Here is an 18,707-nt window from a genome sequence, read left to right as displayed (position 1 = left end):
CCGGGCGCGGCGCTTATGCGGGGCTGCTCGCGGGCTATATGCCGCGAGCACACCCTGTTTGCGAGGCTACGCAGTTGTCGCGTAGTCAACGCGGTTTCTCCCCTTGCGCTTGGCCTCGTAGAGCGCATCGTCCGCGGCCTTGGTCAACGCATCCAGCGACGGGAAGCTCGAGCGGCGCCCCGTAGCGCAACCGACACTCACGGTGAAGGGAGCCAAGCCTGAGCTCCCGATTGCGGTGCGGTTTTCTTCGACTTCGGCGCGTATCGCTTCAGCGATTCGCCTGGCACCGGCTTCGCCCGTGTCTGGCAACAACACCACGAACTCTTCACCGCCGTATCGGGCTGCGAGGTCGCCGCGTCGACGCGCATGCTTGGAAATGCAGTTGGCGAGGTACTGGAGCGCGGAGTCGCCCTGTGCATGCCCGTGCTCGTCGTTGTAGCGTTTGAAGTGATCGGCATCGACAAAGAGCACGGATAGGCGACTGTCATTCCGTTGCAGGCGGTCCCACTCGTTCTCCAGTGCGACATCCAGTGCGCGCCTGTTCTTCAGGCCGGTCAGCGGGTCGGTTTGCGTAAGCTCGCGCAGGTGGTTTTCAGCCATCACGCGGCCCCGCAGCGCAAAAGCCAGGAGCCAGACACCTGCGCAGAAGGCAAGGCTGACCGACAGCGACGACAACCCGACGATCCACGACAGCCGTTGCCAGGGCGCAAGTGCATCGCTCATTGCCGGAGCCACCACGGCGATGAAGGGTGTGCCCGGTACACGTTGAAACGTATAGAGGCGCAGCACGCCGTCGCTGGCCGACGGTGCTACGTAGAAGCCGGACTCCTGATTCACCATGCGCGGGAACGTCAACGATTTGCTGAGATTGAGCGCGCGGGCTGCGCCGGGCGGCGGATTTCTCGCCACCAGCGTTCCGTCGGTGCGAACGATGGCCGTGATGCCGCGCGGCCCGACATCCAGCTTCTCAAGAAGCTGCTTGAAGTAATCGAGATCGATCGCGACCAATGCGGTGCCCGCGAACGTCCCGTCGGCGCGGTTCATCCTTCGGCTCAGCGCAATGGCCTCCACGCCTGCGCGTGAGCGCGCCTTATAGACGGCGGACGTGTAGAGGCCAACGTTTGCGTGGTCGCGATGGACGATGAAGTAATCGCGGTCGCTGAAATCCCAGTGGTGTGTCACAGAACAGCAACCGTCGATGAGCCGGCCCTTGTCGTCTGTGACGCCCATGCCCGTGACATACCGGGCAGAGGCTGTCGGGCTGAACAGCAGATCGTGCCGGATCTCCGGATCGAGGTGTCGGATGCTGGGTTTGTCGAGTGCGGCGATCAGCGTCTGCAGCGACTGATCTGCCGATTCAACGGTGCGCGAGATGTGGCTTGCCAGAACGGCCGCGACATTCCTCGAGGTTTCGTGAGCGTGCTCGATGGCCGTTTCACGGTTGGCCCACAGCGTCAGTACACTGATTGCCAGGACAATCAATGTCAGCAGCGTTCCCACCGCCCCAACAACAAAAGGATGTTGGCCTGCCGATGTGGCCAGCCGTCGGGCGAATGGGCGAAGAGGCATGTCGTGGTCTTGGGCGCGACGACAGACCGCACGTCTGCCTGTTTGGCGAGACAGAGTGCGGTCGATCTGGAGGCGGTATTGATGTGTGCGTAGCACGCCATCCCCGCTGGTAATCGGCACAAGACAGAAAAACTGCAGTCCGACGAGCGGCTTTTATTGCAGGCCTTTCCAATTCGGCCGAGATGCCCGCCACGCCTGCATGCGGCTTAGCCGGCGAGCGCGGCGGCGAACTCACGATACGAGCCCAGCGGTCGGCCCAGGATGCTGGTCAGACGCTCAACATCGCCAGCCTGCGGAACCATGCCATCGCTGACATAACGCTCGGCCATCAGGCGCATCTCATAGGCCATCCATTTGGGCAGGAAGTTCGCCGCGTTGTTCTCGAAACCGGTTGGATCGTCGCCGCCGTAGACGACGGGGCGGCCAAGGGTCTGTGACCAGATGGAGGCCAGTTCAGGGCCCGTCAGCGTGTCGGGGCCCACCAGGTTGATGGTCTCGATCGGCAGCTTGCCCGGTGCCGTGTCCCGGCGGATCAGTTCGATGGCCGCCACTTCTGCGATATCGCGCGTGTTGACCATGGCGACCCCCTTGCTGCCGATCGGCATTGGGTAGACGCCATGGTTGACGATGACGTCCTTGACCATGTGCTCGTTGTCCATGAAGTAAGCCGGACGCAGGATGGTGGCGCTGAAGCCCATCTGCTCGATCATGCGTTCTGCGCCGGACTTCACCGCAAAGTGCGGCACGTTCACGAAGCGCTCGGCGTGCATGACCGACAGATAGACGACGCGCTCAACGCCGGATTCGCGGGCAACGTTCAGCGCAATGAGCGCCTGGGTGAATTCGTCCCCAGCAACCGCGTTGAGCAGGAACAGTGTCCGGACACCGATGAAGGCACGCCGAAGCGATTCGAGATCCAGCATGTCGCCCTGCACGACATTCACGCTGGCCGGGAAGTCGGCTTTCGACGGGTCGCGAACCAGCGCGCGCACGTTCGCACCGCGATTGACGAGCTGATTGACGACTTGGCGGCCGACGCGGCCGGTAGCACCAGTAACGAGGATGGTCATGATGTTCACTCCTTGAGTGGGTTGCGTTCCCAGCTAAGGTAGGTGATCCATCTGTGGTCCGGAAGATGCTATAAATAGACAGGGTATCTCACTGGTGGAACACATGGATTTGCTTGCGCTTGCCGATTTCAACCTGGTTGCCCGGCATGGAAGCTTTGGCGAGGCCGCGCGCGCGACCGGGCGTCCGAAGGCCACGCTGTCTCGCAGGGTCTCGGAGCTGGAGGGCAGTCTCGATCTTCGGCTGTTTGAGCGCGGGCCCCGCGGGCTCAAGCTCACGCAGGAGGGACATGCGCTTTACGAGCGTACCGGCGCGCTGCTCACCGAGATTGCCGAGAGCGCCGCGGCAATTGCGTCAGGAAGCGAGCGGCCACGCGGGCGTCTGCGCATCAGCGCGCCGATGCTCTTTTCCCAAATTGCCATGGGCAAGCTGGTTGCCACGTTCGCGTTGAAATGTCCCGAGGTGCAGTTGGAGGTGACGACCGAAGACCGTGGCGTCGACATGATCGAGGAGGGCTATGACCTCGTGATCCGAGTCAACCCGGACCCGGACGAAAGTCTGATCGGGCGCGTGTTCTTGCGTGACCGCCTCGTTGTCGTGGCAAAGCCGGAACTGGAGCGGCCATCAGGTAAGGCCGTTGCGCCGGCCGTCCTTCGCGGCCCCGGCACTGGAAGCACCGCCTGGGATATCACCGGACCGGAGGGAAAGTCGCGCATAGCGATCAAGCCCGTCGCACACCTGTCGTCGCTGATCATGGTGCGCGACACAGTCCGTCTTGGCGTGGGCGCAGCGTGCCTGCCGGTGTCGCTCGTGGCCCACGATCTGGAGGCCGGCACGTTGGTGCATTGGGGTGATGTGGACGGCCCCGAAATCGCGCTATGGGCGCTTTATCCTTCCAGGCGTTTGCTCAGCGCCCGTGTTTCCGCTTTTCTCGACCACCTCAAAGACGCGTTTCCGACGGGCGAGCCCGAAGAGTTGGCGGCCTATCTCCATTTCTCGCCATAGAATCCGGGGGCAGCGCGATCAGATTTCGCGCGGTACGATTAGAGCCGAAGCCTGACGCCAGGAGAATAAGCAATGAAGTGGTTAACTGTTTTCGCTCTTGCCCTGTGCTGCTGGGCCACCACATCGCACGCGCAAAGCGGTGATATTGCTGCGCATGTCGAAGTGCATGCGATTCCCTCGCTCACGCTGTCGGACAGTCAGGCCCTGACCGGCAGCAAAGATGGAAAGCCGGTAATGGTGGGTGGCGTACTGCGCCTTGCCCAGGCGAGCGGGCGCCAGCCGGTGGTGGTGCTCATTCACGGTTCCAGCGGCATTGGCCCCAACATTGAGATGTGGGAGCGCATATTCAATGCCATGGGCATCGCTACCTTCGCCATCGACGGCTTCACGGGGCGAGGCATCGTTTCGACAAGTCGTGACCAAAGCCAACTGGGTCGGCTGAATCTCATCATCGACGCATATGGTGCGCTTTCCGTTCTGGCGCATCATCCGAGAATCGATTCCAAAAGGATCGTGCTGATGGGTTTTTCGCGCGGCGGGCAGGCCACGCTGTATGCGGCGATGCGCAGGCTTCACCGGCTGTGGAATACCAGCGGTGCGCGCTTCCAGGCATACATTCCGTTTTATCCCGACTGCATGACGCGTTATCGCGACGACACCGACGTTGATGCCCCCATCCGAGAGTTCCATGGCGCTGCGGACGATTACGACCCGCCCCAAAAATGCGCGGCTTATGTAGACCGCCTGCGCAAGGCCGGCAACGATGTCGCGATGACGGTGTACCCCGATGCGCCTCATGCATTCGATCTGCCGTTCGACATGGCACCCACCGTAGCCAAGGGCTCGCAAACCGTGCGCGCGTGCGAGATTGCCGAAGACGAGAAGGGGATATTGATCAACCTCGCCACGCAATCCGAGTTCACCTTCAAGGATGCATGCGTTCAATTGGGCCCGCATGTCGGAGCGAACGCCCAGGCACGCGAAGCGGCCATCCGTGACGTTCGTGCGTATCTGAGCACGCTCTTCTCACGGCAGTAGATTCAGGCATCTGCACACCTTTTCCACATCCAACGTGCGAGCCCCATCTATGAACGCATTCCCGCGCCCCACGGCCGCTCTGCGATGGCTGAAAGCGGCAGTCATCATGTTCGGCGATCCGCAGACGTGGGATGCGCTAGCCGCCATAGAGCGGCGGGGCTACAGCCAATAAAAGCCGATTGATGCATTCCCGTGACGGGCGGGAATGCCGAGGCAAGCCGGGCGGAATGACCGCGCTGGCGCTCTCCTTACTGACTGACTCCGGTACCGGCAGCTGCTTGGGGCGCAACGAGCGGGGCCTCGGGGTGAGGGCCCCTTCGTCGCTCGGCCTTTGCCACACCGCATCCGAAACCTATCGATAGGAAATCCATGCAAGCGGGCCGATCCTTGATCGGGCCACTGAAATGGTTTCCGGGGTATCGCTTAAGAATCCGTTAAGAAGAATCCGAGAGCATCAAGGCATTCCTCAGCGTGAGAGGCCGTGATGCCAACCCCCAAATTTCTTCCTGCTGCCCGCCTGCATTCGGTCTTGGCGTTGGCGCTAGCCGTTGCCGCTCCCCTGGCAAATGCGCAAGCGCCCGCGCAACTGCTCGACCAATATCGAGCGCAGGCCGGAACCCCCTCCGACCCGTCCCGCGGGCAGCAGTTTTTTACATCCAAGCACGGCCGTGAATGGAGCTGTGCTTCTTGCCATGGCAATCCGCCAACGCAAACCGGCCGGCATGCCGCGACCGGCAAGTCGATCGCGCCGCTGGCTCCGGCATTCAACCCAGAGCGTTTTACCGATGTCGCCAAGACCGAGAAATGGTTTCGGCGCAACTGCAACGACGTGGTCGGGCGTGAGTGCACGGCAGCCGAAAAAGCAGACGTCCTGAGTTGGCTGATGACTCTCGGCAAGTAGGACCGTTCAGCACGCCACGCAATTCCTGACCTGATTCGGAGCATCTCAATGTCTGGACATTTCATCGTTACAAGCCCAACTGCACGCGCTTGCTTGGCAGTCGCGGGCCTGGCGCTGTCGTTTCTCGCCGCCGCCGAAGAGGGGCCTGGCGTGCGCGCAGCACCGCTGCTGCCCAAGTATCGCCAGGAATGCGCGTCCTGCCACATTGCCTATCCGCCGGGCATGCTACCTGCCAGCTCGTGGCAGCGCATTGTGGGCAACCTGCAGCACCACTATGGGACGGATGCGTCGTTGGACCCCGCCACCGTCAAGCAGCTTGATCAATGGCTCACGGCCAACGCGGCGGATCGCTCGAGGTCGATGCCCCCGCCGCCCGAGGACCGGATCACCCGCTCGGCGTGGTTTGCACGCACCCACGACGAAGTGCCCGCTGCGGTGTGGCGCCGGCCCTCCATCAAGAGCGCCTCGAACTGCGTCGCCTGCCATACCAAGGCGGATCAGGGCAATTTCAATGAACACGATGTCCGCATCCCACGCTAAAACCATGAAACCCGATTCCATCGCTCGCCGCATCCTGGTTTGGGATGCGCCGACTCGTCTGTTCCACTGGCTGCTGGCGCTGAGTTTCCTTGGCGCCTACTTGACTGCGGAAAGTGAGCAGTGGCGCCTTGTCCACATCACACTCGGCTACACGATGGCTGCACTGGTCGGCTTTCGGCTGGTGTGGGGCATGGTGGGTACGCGATACGCCAGGTTCTCCAACTTCATACGGTCCCCCGCCGCCACACTCCGCTATTTGACCAGCATCATGCGCGGTCAGCCGGAGCACCATATTGGCCACAACCCCGCTGGTGCGCTTGCTATCATCGCCTTGCTGCTGATGGCGTGCGGCCTGGCAGGAACGGGCTGGGTCACCTACAACGATGTCGGCGGTGACTGGCTCGGCGAACTGCACGAGGGCATCGCCAACGCAATGCTTGCACTGGTGGGCGTTCATGTTCTCGCCGTCTTCGCCAGCAGTTGGCTGCACCGTGAGAATCTGGTTGGCGCGATGATCAGCGGACGCAAGACGGGCTTGCCGAATGAGAGCATCCGCCGCGCGTGGTGGAGCCTCGCGGTGCTGATGCTGGTGGCGGTGCTGGGCTTCTGGTGGGTGCAATGGCAGTCCGCGCCGCCGGCTGGGGCCGCTGACCGACCTTCAGCATCCGCGAAGCAACACGGTGCAGTCAGAGACGACTATTGATCCAACCCGGTATCGAGCGGAGATCTGATCCGTGCGCATCCTGCTTGTCGAAGATGATTCGCTGCTTGGCGACGGCATTCGGGCGGGCCTGCAGCAGCAGGGCTTCCTGGTCGATTGGGTGCGTGACGGTGAGGCGGCGTGGCGCGAGTTGCGCACGGACGCCTACGTGGCCGCGATACTCGATCTTGGGTTGCCGCGCATGGACGGTGTGGACGTGCTGCGAAAGGTGCGCGCCGCAGGCATCGCGGTCCCCATCCTGGTGCTGACCGCGCGAGACGCGATACCGGATCGCGTACGCGGTCTCGATCTCGGCGCCGATGACTACATTGTCAAGCCCATCGATCTGCACGAACTCAGTGCGAGACTTCGCGCGCTGGTGCGCCGCGCACATGGCCATCCCACGGAGCAGCTGCGCGCGCGCGGCATTGTGCTTGAGCCGGCGTCACGCACGGTTTTCTGCAACGGCAGCGCGGTTGCGCTGTCCACGCGGGAATTCGACCTGCTGCACGCCTTGATGCTGAACGCAGGGCGCGTGCTGTCACGCGAGCAGCTCGAGCAGTGCCTGTACACCTGGGGGCAGGAAGTCGGAAGCAACGCAGTGGAGGTGCACATCCATCATCTGCGCGCCAAACTCGGCAGCGACCTCATCCTGACCGTGCGCGGCGTCGGCTATATGCTGCCGCGTGACAACGCAGAAGCGCCATGACGCGGCCGCGCTCGCTCCATGGTCGGCTGCTGCTTCTGGTGCTTGGCGCCGTCGCCGGCCTGTGGCTCGTCACTGCATTGATCACGTGGTACGACGCCCAGGACGAGATTGATCAACTGCTGGACAGCCATCTGGCGCAAGCCGGCGCGCTACTGGCCATGCAGCATGCGCAGGCCTTCGACGAAGACGATGAACCGAGCCACGACCTGCCGCTCCAGTATCGCCACGCGCCCAAGGTCGCCTTTCAAGTGTTTCACGAAGGGAAACTGGGCATCCATTCAGCCAACGCGCCAGACCAGCCGATGGTGAAACCGGGTGAGCACACCGCGTCCGGATTCGCGACGGTGCGAATCGGGGGCAATGCCTGGCGTGTCTTTGCAGCGCAGGGTGTGCATAAGGACGTCCAGGTCTACGTTGGTGAGCGCATCGACTCGCGCACCGCAATCCTGACAGCGATACTGCGCAACATGCTGTGGCCGATGGCGTTGGCATTGCCGTTACTCGCCTTGGCCGTCTGGTGGGCGGTCAAGCGGGGCATGCTGCCGCTGCGCAAATTGGGCAACGCGCTTGCTGAGCGCGACCCGCGAGCGCTTGATCCGGTCCGGATGCCCCATGCGCCGGACGAGATGATGCCCATGCTCGACGCGCTCAACGCGCTCTTTGTCCGCATTCAGGCCATGATCGAAGCCGAGCGCCGCTTTACCGCAGACGCAGCCCACGAGTTACGCACGCCGCTTGCCGCGATCAAGGCACAGGCCCAGGTGGCAATGGCCGCCGAAGACGACGCCATGCGTCGCCATGCCTTGCTCGGAACGCTGGAAGGGTGCGACCGTGCCGCCCATCTGGTTGACCAATTACTGCTGCTTTCGCGCCTGGACGCCAACGCCGGCGTGTCGATAGAACCGATTGACCTTGGCGCACTGGCAAGGCAAGTCATGGCAGACATTGCGCCAATGGCCCTCGGCAAGCGACAGCACATCGAATTGGAGAGCCCGGAGTGTTGCATGGTCACCGGTAACAGGGCCTTGCTTGCCTCACTTGCCCGCAACCTGATCGATAACGCCATACGCTACAGCCCCGCCGAGGCACACATCGTCGTGACGGTAGCGAACCGAAGCGGACGTGCCGCGCTCAGCGTGGAAGACAGCGGCCCCGGGCTTCCGCCTTCCGAACAGGACCGACTTGGCGAGCGTTTTTTTCGTGTCGTCGGAACGGAACAGAGTGGCAGCGGCCTCGGATGGTCGATCGTGCGCCGGATCGCGGCAGTTCACGGTGCAAGCGTTACGGTAGGCCGCTCGTCGGGTCTCGGTGGGTTGCGCGTCGACGTCATCTGGCCAGCGCTGGAGCCCAGCGTGTCCGGGATCCACCAATAGGTCATGCGCGACTTCATCCCTTCATGGAAGCCATGAAGAATACGGGCCACCAGCGCGGATCGAAGATCATCTATATGTGGAAGGTCGCACCGGCGTATCTCATGCTCAATGGATTGGCCCGGGGCTGCGCAATCGACCGAGTGCTACTGCTCAACCTGAACCCCATCCCCACGCTCACTGCTCAGATAACCCATGCAACAGACAAAAGAAATCGATCTTGAGATCGCTGCCGATTCTGATGACAGCGTGGTCAAGCAGGCCGCCGCCCGGCGCAGCACCCTTGTGAGCGTGGCGGTCAATCTTGGGCTGACGGTCGCGCAGGTGGCGGCTGGCATGCTGGCTGGCTCGCAGGCGCTGATTGCCGACGCTATCCACTCCTTGTCCGACCTGATCGCGGACTTTGTGGTGCTGTTTGCCAGCCACCATAGCCAGAAGGGGCCGGATCAGACCCACCACTACGGTCATCAACGCTTCGAGAATGCCGCTTCGCTGGCGCTCGGTCTGCTCCTGCTGGCGGTGGGTGTGGGCATGCTCTGGAACGCGGTGCTTAAGCTGGAGCACGTCGAGGCGATCCAGCCGGTGCGGCTGATTGGTCTATGGGTCGCGCTGGGCGCCCTGGCCGCCAAAGAACTGTTGTTCCGCTACATGCTGGCGGTGGCCGAAAGGGTGCGTTCGAGCATGCTGGTCGCCAACGCCTGGCATGCGCGTTCGGATGCCGCATCGTCGCTGGTGGTAGCGCTTGGCATTGTGGGCAACGTGCTGGGGTATCGCCTGCTCGACCCGGTGGCGGCGCTTGTCGTGGGCCTGATGGTGACCCGCATGGGGTGGCAGTTCGGCCGGGAAGCCCTGCACGACCTGATGGATCGCGCCGTCGATGAGGAGACTGTGGAGGCGATCCACCAAGCTATGCTTGCAACGCCTGGGGTGCTTGGCGTACACGACGTCAAGACACGCCGCATGGGCGACATGATCCTGGTGGACGCTCACCTTGAAGTCGACGCCCGCGCCAGTGTGCGCGAGGGCCACAACATCGCACTGGAGGCTCGCCGCCGCGTGATGGAACGCCACGACGTGCTCAATTTGATGACCCATGTGGATCCGGTGGATGTGCCGGTTTAATCGCAACCGACTCCTGTTATGTGAGCTTGTGAGAAGCCACTCCCAACCTGGGGTAACGGACTACCACCGGTAGAGTTCGAACAACGCCATTCCCAACGGCCCGCGGGTGTCTAGGAAAGCCGGGGCGATTCATTACTGGCCGCCAGCGTTGGCTCTCCTGCGCAGGGCGGCCTACGATAGCGGATTGCCTGCGTCTGTTGTTATCGGCAGCGGTCGCCTTGCCTCAGACCAGCACGTGACGCACCTCAAGAAAGAAGCGCTGAATCTCTTGTTCAATTTTCGGATCGATCATTTCGTCCGGCCGTTTTCCGTTCGGACAGGCAAGCCTTGGAGTCGAGCCAAACAAGCGACAAATCAACGGGCGCTCCAAATACACACTGCATCCCTTGGTATCAAGATGAGGGCAACTTAGGTTTGCCAGCGCAGCGTCGCGCTCGGCATCGCTCTTAACGGGAAGCCTCGACATCTCCTCCGTTGAGGTTGTCACAGGTCCACAACAATCGTGACATCCCGGAGTGCACTCGAATGTGGGAATTCGTGAGCGAAGAAACCTGATTTTTTGGCTATGCATCGGTGTAGCTAGGCGTAGCTGAGTACAAGGTTGTCGTCCATCGTGGACACGATCCCCGGCATATGCGAATGGGCATGGTCACTTCCGTGGCAAGAGCGTTCAGCTCTGGTCGATTCGGCGTTCGCCGCCGCCCCGTAAGCTCGCCCGCTCTTCCCAGAATTCGAGGTCCAGCGCGAGCCGTTTGCTTTGCTTCAGGCGGCGCGCAGCCAAGCGCAGGTTCAGAGCGTGCTCCATCTCCAGCGTGCGCGCACGCGTGAGCAGCGTGTCCAGCGCCGGAAGTTTCCACGACCCCTTCCAAGCGAACAACGTGTAGTTGCAGCTGTCCTCGGACGTCGAAACGGAGAACGACTCGCCGAATACCGAGTGCAACTCCTCAAGGTAGAACGGGATATCGCGATCACTCTCGAGGAAGTTGGCAACCAGTACGCCATCGTCGGCAAGGCGCGCGTAACAGGCAGCGTAAAAGTCTGCAGTCCCCAGTTGCGCGGCCATGCCATGCGCCAGAAATCCGTCGACCAGAATCACATCGGGTCGTGCATCCTGCCCTTTGACATACTCGGCACCGTCCGCGCAGATCACTTCGAAGCGGTCGTCGTCGCGGGGAATGTGGAACGTATCGCGCAAAGCGATTACAGCAGGGTCGATCTCGATTGCCGCCACCTTGGTATTGGGAAGGTGGTGGTAACAGTACTTGGCCAACGAGCCGCCGCCCAAGCCGATCATGGAGATTCGGGCAGGCGCCGGCTGCAGGAGCAGAAAGCCCATCATCGTTCGGGTATAGCCGAGCACCAACTTGTTTGGGTCGCGCCTTGACATGAGGCTCTGTACCCCATGCACGTCAAAATGGAGCGACAGTTCGTGCGCAGTTTCCAGCAGCGTTGGCGTCCCGTCGTTAGGGGCTTCGGCGAGAAACTTCACATAGGCGTCAAGGGAGCCGTAGGACATGTCAAATTGCCGATCTTGATCAAGCGTTCGTATGAATGAGTCGGGCGCTCAGCAGCGCTGCAATGACTTTCACTGCGGCGGCGTCATCCCGGCCAACGGCCTGGATCATTACCTTGGCGCCCGCGCGGGCGGGGAGCCGCATGACCTCCATGACATTCTTGGCGTTCGCCGTGCGCTCGTTGCAGACGAGCAGGATGTCGCAATCGAACTGGCTGGCGGCATGTACCAGCCGCGCAGATCCACTGCCTTGCAGACCAACGCGGCAGGTCATCTCGATCGTCGCTTCTACCAATGCATCCTCAAAAAAACGGTGAATTCCAAACAGGCTCACGGTCGCCTGGCTGCAGCCCGCGAATTGGCGACGGAGCACCTAGCGCGCGTCTCAGGCTGTGCTTTGGTGCATGGTTGTATATAATGATAATGACATTATCATACAATGATACTCCACATGGAATCCAAGACTGCGCGTCTCACCGTGTTGATCGATCCGGTGAAGAAGAAGTCCTTCGAGAAGTTGTGCGCGGCGCAAGATCAGACGCCGTCGCAAGTGGTGCGACAGTTGATTCGCGACTACCTGGAGCAGCACGGCGTCAGCTATGCGACCCGCCCCAAAGTCGGGACGGCCACCCTGACTCAAAAACGCAATCCGTAGTCTCTGAGCCCCTCACGGCGGATCGCCTCGAATTGCACTGACGCGTTGCCTGTGTCCTGGGAGGGACGGATACCGTCCAAGAATTGGCTGCATGCTCCTGTGACCAATGTCAGCGCCGGCTGACCACTGATGAAGCCGGCGAGTGGCAAGAGCGGCTGTCGCTTAACCACTCGTGCGGCTTCGATTCCATCTTCGGTGACGGCAAGGTCGTTGGCAGATCTCCTCGGGCACCATCCAATCCTTCGCCGGCGTGGAGCGGTGCCGCGGCATGATGCGCGCCGCTGGGCCAACATGTTTGACGAGGGCCAGCGATGCGGCCACCAAGTCAATTGCACAATGGTCTGTGATGACCGACGAACCGAACATCAAGAGCCCACTCGTGCGACCAATCAGGGCGTTCCGCAACGGCGCGAGCAGAGGTGCCGGTAAGTCGTCCGTCGTGGCCACTGGTCCGGTCTGTACGATCTGAGGCCATGCTCCCGCGAACGGAGTACGCGCTTTCAGCTCACCGCCATGAAGCAGATCTTCCCTGTACGACAGGAACTCGGGAGGCAGTTCGCCGACGACTACGCAGTCCGTGCCTGGGCAGAGTGTTCCGACGATAACTGCGTGGGTTGGCTGACACTCCCCGGACTTGTTGCGGGAGATTCTGCTCAAGCACTTGGCGAGCGCAAGATCCCAACCTGTTTGGCGCGTCATTGGGATCGAAGCAGTTGAAGGAAGCGGTGCTCAACTAGTCATTGAGTTTGGAACTTTCCACCCTACGCAGAAAAAGGGGTTAGGCTCCGTATTTCGCCAACTGCCCGCCGACATCGGCCACGCGAAAGATGCGCATTCCCCCAATGAAGGCGATCATCGCATTCGAGTCCGTCGCGCGGACCAAGAGCGTAAATCGTGCGTCCGAAGAGCTCGGCTTGACGGCGTCGGCGGTCAGCCACCAGATCAGCAATCTCGAGGCGGCGATCGGTCAGCCCCTGTTCTTCCGGCAAGGGAGAGGGCTCGTACTCACGCCCGTGGGCGAGCAGTATCTGCGTGAGGTGACGGGCGCGCTGGCCGAACTCAACCGTGCCACGGAGCGCGCCTCCAGCCGCGCCGATGTCGAGATTCTTCGCGTGCATTCCAGCCCGAGCTTTGGCCTGATGTGGCTGTTGCCCCGGCTCGCGGCATTCCAGGAGGATCACAGCGACATTCGGTTGAACGTGTCGTGTTCGTATGAAGACGTCTCGTTCACCAGCGGGTTCTACGACCTCGACATCCGCTACGGACACGCGCATTGGCGCGACGTGCAGATCAGGACGCTGCGCACCGAGCACATCGCTCCGCTGGCCTCACCGGCATACCTCGAACGGCACCCCGTGCCCTCGCCGCAAGACTTGCTCGCGCATCGGCTCATTCGGTCGGAGACGCCGATCGTGCAGTGGCAGCAGTGGTTTGCACGCGTTGGCGTCGAGCACATGCACGTGTCGTTCGACTTCGCCTTCGACCGTTCGTACATGTCGCTCGAGACTGCGGCGCTCGGCCTGGGCGTGGCGCTGGAAAGCACGTTGCTCGCATCGGTCTTGATCGACCAGGGCCGGCTCGTGCCGGTATTTGGCAAGGACCACGCGCTGGAGGTGGCGGGCCACCATATCGTCTTCCCACCCCAGAATGCCGAACTGCCGCGCGTGGCGCGCTTTCTCGCCTGGGTCGACCGGCAGGTCAAAACAGCACCGGACGCCTAGCTTGCCGGGGCGCCATGGTGCGCCGCACCAGTGGCATGCCCGGCTTCATCTGAAAATTTCTCAGCCATAGTTGAATCCAACTGCGTTGATCGAATCGTCTGCTGGCACAACACTGCAGCCAACAAGATTCCAACAGCCAGGAGACAACGATGTTGCTTGAGAACAGGGTCGTGATCGTGACCGGTGCCGCTTCGCCGCGCGGTATCGGGCGGGCCACCGCAAAGGCACTTGCCGCACAAGGCGCGCATGTGGTCGTACTCGACCTGCGGCGCGAAGATGCCGAACAGGCGGCGCACGAACTCGGTGAAGGCCACCTGGGCCTGGCCTGCGATGTGACCGATCGGGCTGCGTGCGATACGGCTGCACAGGCCACGCTTGCCAAATACGACCGTATTGATGGCCTCATCAACAACGCAGGCATCACCCAGCCGCTGCGCACGCTCGACATCCAGGCGGGCAATTTCGATGCGGTGGTCGACGTCAACCTGCGCGGCACGCTGTACATGTCGCAAGCCGTCCTGCCCCATATGAAGGCGCGCAAGTGCGGCAGCATTGTCTGCATGTCGTCGGTGTCTGCGCAACGCGGCGGCGGCATCTTCGGCGGGCCCCATTACAGCGCTGCCAAGGCAGGCGTGCTTGGCCTTGCCAAGGCCATGGCCCGCGAATTCGGTGGCGACAATGTCCGCGTCAACTCCATCACGCCAGGGCTGATCCAAACCGACATCACCGGCGACAAGCTCACGCCCGACATGCGCGCCGAGATCATCAAGGGCATCCCGCTTGGCCGGCTCGGCGATGCGGCCGACGTTGCCAACGCGTGCCTGTTCCTGGTGAGCGATCTGTCTGCCTACCTGACCGGCATCACGCTCGACGTGAACGGCGGCATGCTGATTCACTGAACGATCCAACCTACACCGCCACGGCACGTACACCGGCCGTGGACTTCTTCAAGACACATGCACCCGGGCCCACCCGGGGCACATGGTAGGAGACACCATGACGACGAAGTTTGCATCGCCCCTGCCGGGCGACGAGATGGCGCATGCCGATGCCGCCACGTTTGAAGCCCGCACGTATGCCAAGGTCGCGCGCCGGCTCATTCCATTCCTGATGATCTGCTATCTGGGTGCCTACCTGGATCGCGTCAACGTGGGGTTCGCCAAGCTGCAGATGCTCAACGACCTGCGTTTCAGCGAGACGGTGTACGGCCTGGGTGCCGGCATCTTCTTTCTTGGCTACTTCCTGTTTGAAGTGCCGAGCAATGTGATCCTGCACAAGGTCGGCGCGCGCAACTGGCTCGCACGCATCATGTTGACGTGGGCAGTCATCTCTGCAGCTTTTGCCTTCGTGAACACACCGACGTCGTTCTACGTGCTGCGCTTCCTGCTCGGGGTGGCCGAAGCCGGCTTCGCGCCGGGCGTCATCCTGTACATGACGTACTGGTTCCCGTCGCAGCGCCGGGCCAAGGCATTGTCGATGTTCTTCATGGCGATTCCGCTTGCGGGCATCGTCGGGGGGCCCCTGTCGGGCTACATCCTGCACACCTTTCACGATGTGGCAGGGCTGTCCGGCTGGAAGTGGCTGTTCCTGATTGAAGCTCTGCCGTCGCTGCTGCTGGGCGTGGCCATCCTGTTCTATCTGGACAACGGCATCGCCCAGGCCAAATGGCTGACCGACGCAGAAAAGGCGCTGCTTGAGCGCAACGTCGCCGGAGACAACGCACAGAAGACCGCACACGGTTCGGTGGGCGCCTTCATCGCAGACCGCCGCCTGTGGCTGCTGGCCGCCATCTACTTCTGCGTGGTGCTTGGCCAATACGGGCTGACGTTCTGGCTGCCGACCCTGATCCGCAAGGCTGGCGTGGCTGATCCGCTGTGGGTGGGCGTGTTCACCGCCGTGCCGTATATCTGCGCCATCGTCGCGCTGCCGTTGATTGGCATGAGCGCGGACCGCCACCGCGAGCGCCGTCTGCACCTTGCCGTGCCGATGCTGGTGGCCGCCGGCGGGTTCGCCGCGCTGCCGCTGATTGGCAACGTGGGCGCTGCGCTGGTGTGCCTGAGCATTGCTGCCGCCGGGATCCTGTCTTCGTCGTCGCAGTTCTGGTCGTTGCCCACCGCAATGCTGGGCGGCATGTCGGCCGCTGCGGGCATCGCCGCCGTCAACTGCTTCGCCAACCTTGCCGGGTTCTTCTCGCCGGCCATCGTCGGGTGGCTCAACGACCTGACGGGTAAATCGACGGCTGGCCTGATCTTCATCTCCTCGGCCATCGTGCTTGGCGCCGTGCTGGTGTTCTTCGTGCCCGCAAAGACCGTCAACCGTTGAGGCGCTGACTGTCTCTGCCCCCGTGCTTCCCGCTTCATCACAGGAACCATCATGACTTCCACATCATTGCCCCCAACCGACGCTCTGCCTCTGGCCGAGCGCGCTTACCGGATCCGCCGCAACGCCCTGCTGATGGGCGAAGTGCAGGGCCAGGGCTATATCGGGCAAGCGCTCGACATTGCCGACGTGCTGGCCGTCGCCTACTTCGGCGCCATGCGCTATCGGCCCGAAGACCCCGCCTGGGAAGGCCGCGACCGCTTCCTGCTCTCCAACGGCCACTATGCGATCGCGCTGTACGCCGCGTTGCTCGAAGCCGGCATCCTGCCCGCCGAAGAACTGGAGACGTACGGCAGTGACGACAGCCGCCTGCCGATGTCGGGCATGGCCAGCTATACGCCCGGCATGGAAATGTCCGGTGGCTCACTCGGCCAGGGGCTCACGATTGCCGTCGGCCGCTGCTTGGGCCTCAAACGCAAGGGCTCCGACGCGTTCGTCTACACGCTGTTCTCAGATGGCGAGCTGGATGAAGGCGCCGTGTGGGAAGGCCTGCTGTCCGCCGCGCACTGGAAGCTGGACAACCTCATCGCCGTGGTGGACGTGAACAATCAGCAGGCCGACGGCCCGTCGACGCAGATCATGGCGTTCGAGCCACTGCTGCCCAAGCTCGAAGCGTTCGGCTGGTTCACTCAACGCGTGGATGGCAACGACATCGACGCGGTGAAGGCCGCGTTTGACGCAGCGCGCGCACACAAGGGTGCGCAGCCGCGCATGATCATTTGCGATACCCGCATGGGTTGCGGTGTTCCGTTCCTGGAGCAGCGCGAAAAGAATCACTTCATCCGCGTTGACGCGCACGAATGGCAGCTTGCGCTGCAGGCACTGGAAGCCGGGAGGACCGCATGAGCAGCACCGTCATCAACAAGCCCAAGCTGAAGACCTCCGCAATGATCGCCTCCATTGCGGGCGAGGGCCAGGCAACACGCCCGGCGCCGTTCGGCCACGCGCTGGCCGAGCTGGCACGCGTGAAGCCGAACGTCGTCGGCATGACGGCAGACCTGGGCAAGTACACCGATCTGCACATCTTCGCCAAGGAATTCCCCGACCGCTACTACCAGATGGGCATGGCCGAGCAACTGCTCATGGGCGCTGCCGCCGGGCTGGCTAACGAAGGCGCCCAGCCGTTTGTGACGACCTACGCTGTCTTCGCCACCCGTCGTGCCTACGACTTCATGCACCAGACGATTGCCGAAGACAACCTCGATGTGAAGATCGTCTGTGCGCTGCCCGGCCTGACCACTGGCTACGGGCCGAGCCACCAGGCCGCCGAAGACCTGGCGCTGATGCGTGCCATGCCCAACATGACCGTCATCGACCCGTGCGACGCGCTGGAGATCGAGCAGATGGTGCCGGCCATTGCGGCGCATGCCGGGCCTGTCTATGCGCGCCTGCTGCGCGGCAACGTGCCGGTGGTGCTTGACGAATACGGCTATCAGTTCGAACTGGGCAAGGCCAAGCTGCTGCGCGACGGCGCCGAAGTGCTCGTCATCTCGTCGGGCATCATGACCATGCGCGCGCTGGAAGTGGCTAAGGCGTTGGAAGGCGACGGCATTGGCGTGGGCGTGCTGCACGTGCCGACGATCAAGCCCCTCGATACCGAAACCATCGTGCGTGAAGCGAAGCGCTCGGGCCGGCTCGTGGTGGTGGCCGAGAACCACACCGTGATCGGCGGCCTGGGCGAGGCGGTTGCTGGCACCTTGATGCGAGCTGGGGTCTGCGTGCCGTTCCGCCAGGTTGGGCTGCCGGACGCATTTCTCGATGCCGGGGCACTTCCCACCCTGCACGATCGCTATGGGATTTCCACGAACGTCATGGCATCGACCATTCGCGGTTGGCTAGATTGAAAGAGTGCACCTCTCGCTCCAGCGGGCAGCGGCACATTGGGGCGTTCCGCGGTGAGGTAGTGTCGACTGGTTCGCGTCCCGCCAGCTTCGAATGATGCTGAGGGCAGCCGCGTTGATCAGAGCACTCTCCTGCTCGCTGCCGAGCGGGGGAGTGCTCTGTATCGAATTTGGCCGCAAGAGCCAACGTCAGAGGCAGAGGATGCCAACCCCAGCGTAGTACGCAACGGCGTCACGCAGGAACTGCGCGGCGCTGCCCCTCCTCTTATCCGGGGGCGTGGCTGTGAACGCGATGCGAGCGCGGGCATCTGCGGCCACGAAGAGCATTTCCTAGCCCGCGCCGTCCACCGAGTCGTGGTGGTTGCTGATAACGCGGTGGCCGGCCGCTTGATGCGTGTCCCGTGTGGTGCATTCCGGTCAACTCCACGATTAGCCGCAACGGCGTCCTGGCTGATAACAGTCGGCACTCCCGTGGACCCACCTGGACCACTGAGTTCCGCGATCGGATTGTCACACCGCTATTGCGTTGAAAGACTGGCTGTGGCGGTGTTGCCCTCCGGTAAAAATCTGGCGCAC

The 18,707-nt window shown here is 62.5% G+C and carries 19 protein-coding genes; 14 read left to right on the top strand and 5 right to left on the bottom strand.

Going from position 1 to position 18,707, the window contains the following annotated elements; genetic code table 11:
* Positions 1-66: 66 nt before the first annotated feature.
* Positions 67-1,569: a sensor domain-containing diguanylate cyclase gene (locus BG83_RS0109415; RefSeq protein ID WP_024976478.1), complete on the bottom strand. Its 1,503-nt coding sequence runs from the start codon at positions 1,567-1,569 to the stop codon at positions 67-69.
* Between the two features lie 206 nt (positions 1,570-1,775).
* Positions 1,776-2,639, bottom strand: a complete 864-nt coding sequence (locus tag BG83_RS0109410; protein ID WP_024976477.1) for an SDR family oxidoreductase — start codon at positions 2,637-2,639, stop codon at positions 1,776-1,778.
* 103 nt (positions 2,640-2,742) lie between these two features.
* On the opposite strand from BG83_RS0109410, the gene BG83_RS0109405 reads away from it, so the two are divergent.
* The 8 genes from BG83_RS0109405 to BG83_RS0109365 all read left to right on the top strand — a co-directional run bounded on the left by BG83_RS0109405 (position 2,743) and on the right by BG83_RS0109365 (position 10,022).
* Positions 2,743-3,642 (top strand): LysR family transcriptional regulator, encoded by a 900-nt coding sequence (locus BG83_RS0109405; RefSeq protein WP_024976476.1) that lies wholly within the window; start codon positions 2,743-2,745, stop codon positions 3,640-3,642.
* Between the two features lie 72 nt (positions 3,643-3,714).
* On the top strand, positions 3,715-4,680 hold the full coding sequence (locus BG83_RS0109400) for a dienelactone hydrolase family protein (RefSeq protein WP_024976475.1): 966 nt from the start codon (positions 3,715-3,717) through the stop codon (positions 4,678-4,680).
* A gap of 484 nt (positions 4,681-5,164) precedes the next feature.
* Positions 5,165-5,581 (top strand): DUF1924 domain-containing protein, encoded by a 417-nt coding sequence (locus BG83_RS0109390; RefSeq protein WP_024976474.1) that lies wholly within the window; start codon positions 5,165-5,167, stop codon positions 5,579-5,581.
* Between the two features lie 48 nt (positions 5,582-5,629).
* Positions 5,630-6,121 (top strand): diheme cytochrome c, encoded by a 492-nt coding sequence (locus tag BG83_RS0109385; RefSeq protein ID WP_024976473.1) that lies wholly within the window; start codon positions 5,630-5,632, stop codon positions 6,119-6,121.
* A complete protein-coding gene (locus BG83_RS0109380) occupies positions 6,093-6,824 on the top strand; it encodes a cytochrome b/b6 domain-containing protein (protein ID WP_024976472.1) in 732 nt (243 codons plus the stop codon). The genes BG83_RS0109385 and BG83_RS0109380 overlap by 29 nt, the downstream gene beginning before the upstream one ends.
* A 31-nt stretch (positions 6,825-6,855) precedes the next feature.
* Complete coding sequence (locus BG83_RS0109375; RefSeq protein ID WP_024976471.1) at positions 6,856-7,530, top strand: response regulator; 675 nt, start codon at positions 6,856-6,858, stop codon at positions 7,528-7,530.
* Entirely contained in the window at positions 7,527-8,903 is a 1,377-nt protein-coding gene (locus BG83_RS0109370; RefSeq protein WP_024976470.1) for an ATP-binding protein, read from the top strand. Before BG83_RS0109375 ends, BG83_RS0109370 begins: the two co-directional genes overlap by 4 nt.
* Before the next feature lie 192 nt (positions 8,904-9,095).
* Positions 9,096-10,022, top strand: coding sequence for a cation diffusion facilitator family transporter (locus BG83_RS0109365; RefSeq protein ID WP_024976469.1), 927 nt, complete (start codon positions 9,096-9,098; stop codon positions 10,020-10,022).
* A gap of 223 nt (positions 10,023-10,245) precedes the next feature.
* On the opposite strand, the gene BG83_RS28665 is transcribed toward BG83_RS0109365, so the two are convergent.
* The 3 genes from BG83_RS28665 to BG83_RS0109355 form a co-directional block, all read right to left on the bottom strand.
* The gene (locus BG83_RS28665) at positions 10,246-10,593 is read right to left on the bottom strand and encodes a YkgJ family cysteine cluster protein (protein ID WP_080693663.1); all 348 of its coding nucleotides are present in this window, start codon (positions 10,591-10,593) and stop codon (positions 10,246-10,248) included.
* Between the two features lie 99 nt (positions 10,594-10,692).
* Entirely contained in the window at positions 10,693-11,538 is an 846-nt protein-coding gene (locus BG83_RS0109360) for a fused MFS/spermidine synthase (RefSeq protein ID WP_024976468.1), read from the bottom strand.
* A gap of 19 nt (positions 11,539-11,557) precedes the next feature.
* Positions 11,558-11,869, bottom strand: a complete 312-nt coding sequence (locus BG83_RS0109355; RefSeq protein WP_235193177.1) for an HPr family phosphocarrier protein — start codon at positions 11,867-11,869, stop codon at positions 11,558-11,560.
* Between the two features lie 117 nt (positions 11,870-11,986).
* On the opposite strand from BG83_RS0109355, the gene BG83_RS0109350 reads away from it, so the two are divergent.
* The 6 genes from BG83_RS0109350 to BG83_RS0109320 all read left to right on the top strand — a co-directional run bounded on the left by BG83_RS0109350 (position 11,987) and on the right by BG83_RS0109320 (position 18,134).
* On the top strand, positions 11,987-12,190 hold the full coding sequence (locus BG83_RS0109350; protein WP_024976466.1) for a ribbon-helix-helix protein, CopG family: 204 nt from the start codon (positions 11,987-11,989) through the stop codon (positions 12,188-12,190).
* Between the two features lie 827 nt (positions 12,191-13,017).
* Positions 13,018-13,911, top strand: coding sequence for a LysR substrate-binding domain-containing protein (locus BG83_RS0109340; RefSeq protein ID WP_024976464.1), 894 nt, complete (start codon positions 13,018-13,020; stop codon positions 13,909-13,911).
* A gap of 149 nt (positions 13,912-14,060) precedes the next feature.
* Positions 14,061-14,810 carry an SDR family NAD(P)-dependent oxidoreductase gene (locus tag BG83_RS0109335; protein ID WP_024976463.1) on the top strand — a complete coding sequence of 250 codons (750 nt, stop codon included), beginning with the start codon at positions 14,061-14,063 and terminating at the stop codon, positions 14,808-14,810.
* Between the two features lie 97 nt (positions 14,811-14,907).
* On the top strand, positions 14,908-16,233 hold the full coding sequence (locus BG83_RS0109330) for an MFS transporter (RefSeq protein ID WP_024976462.1): 1,326 nt from the start codon (positions 14,908-14,910) through the stop codon (positions 16,231-16,233).
* Positions 16,234-16,284: 51 nt separating this feature from the next.
* Complete coding sequence (locus BG83_RS0109325) at positions 16,285-17,136, top strand: transketolase (protein ID WP_024976461.1); 852 nt, start codon at positions 16,285-16,287, stop codon at positions 17,134-17,136.
* Entirely contained in the window at positions 17,133-18,134 is a 1,002-nt protein-coding gene (locus tag BG83_RS0109320) for a transketolase family protein (protein ID WP_024976460.1), read from the top strand. Before BG83_RS0109325 ends, BG83_RS0109320 begins: the two co-directional genes overlap by 4 nt.
* Positions 18,135-18,707 lie beyond the last annotated feature (573 nt).

Origin of the sequence: Ralstonia pickettii, from assembly GCF_000607165.1 — a bacterium.
Classification (GTDB): Bacteria; Pseudomonadota; Gammaproteobacteria; order Burkholderiales; family Burkholderiaceae; genus Ralstonia; species Ralstonia holmesii.
Note: the sequence above shows the minus strand (reverse complement) of the source record. Positions and strands in the feature narration are given on the sequence as shown.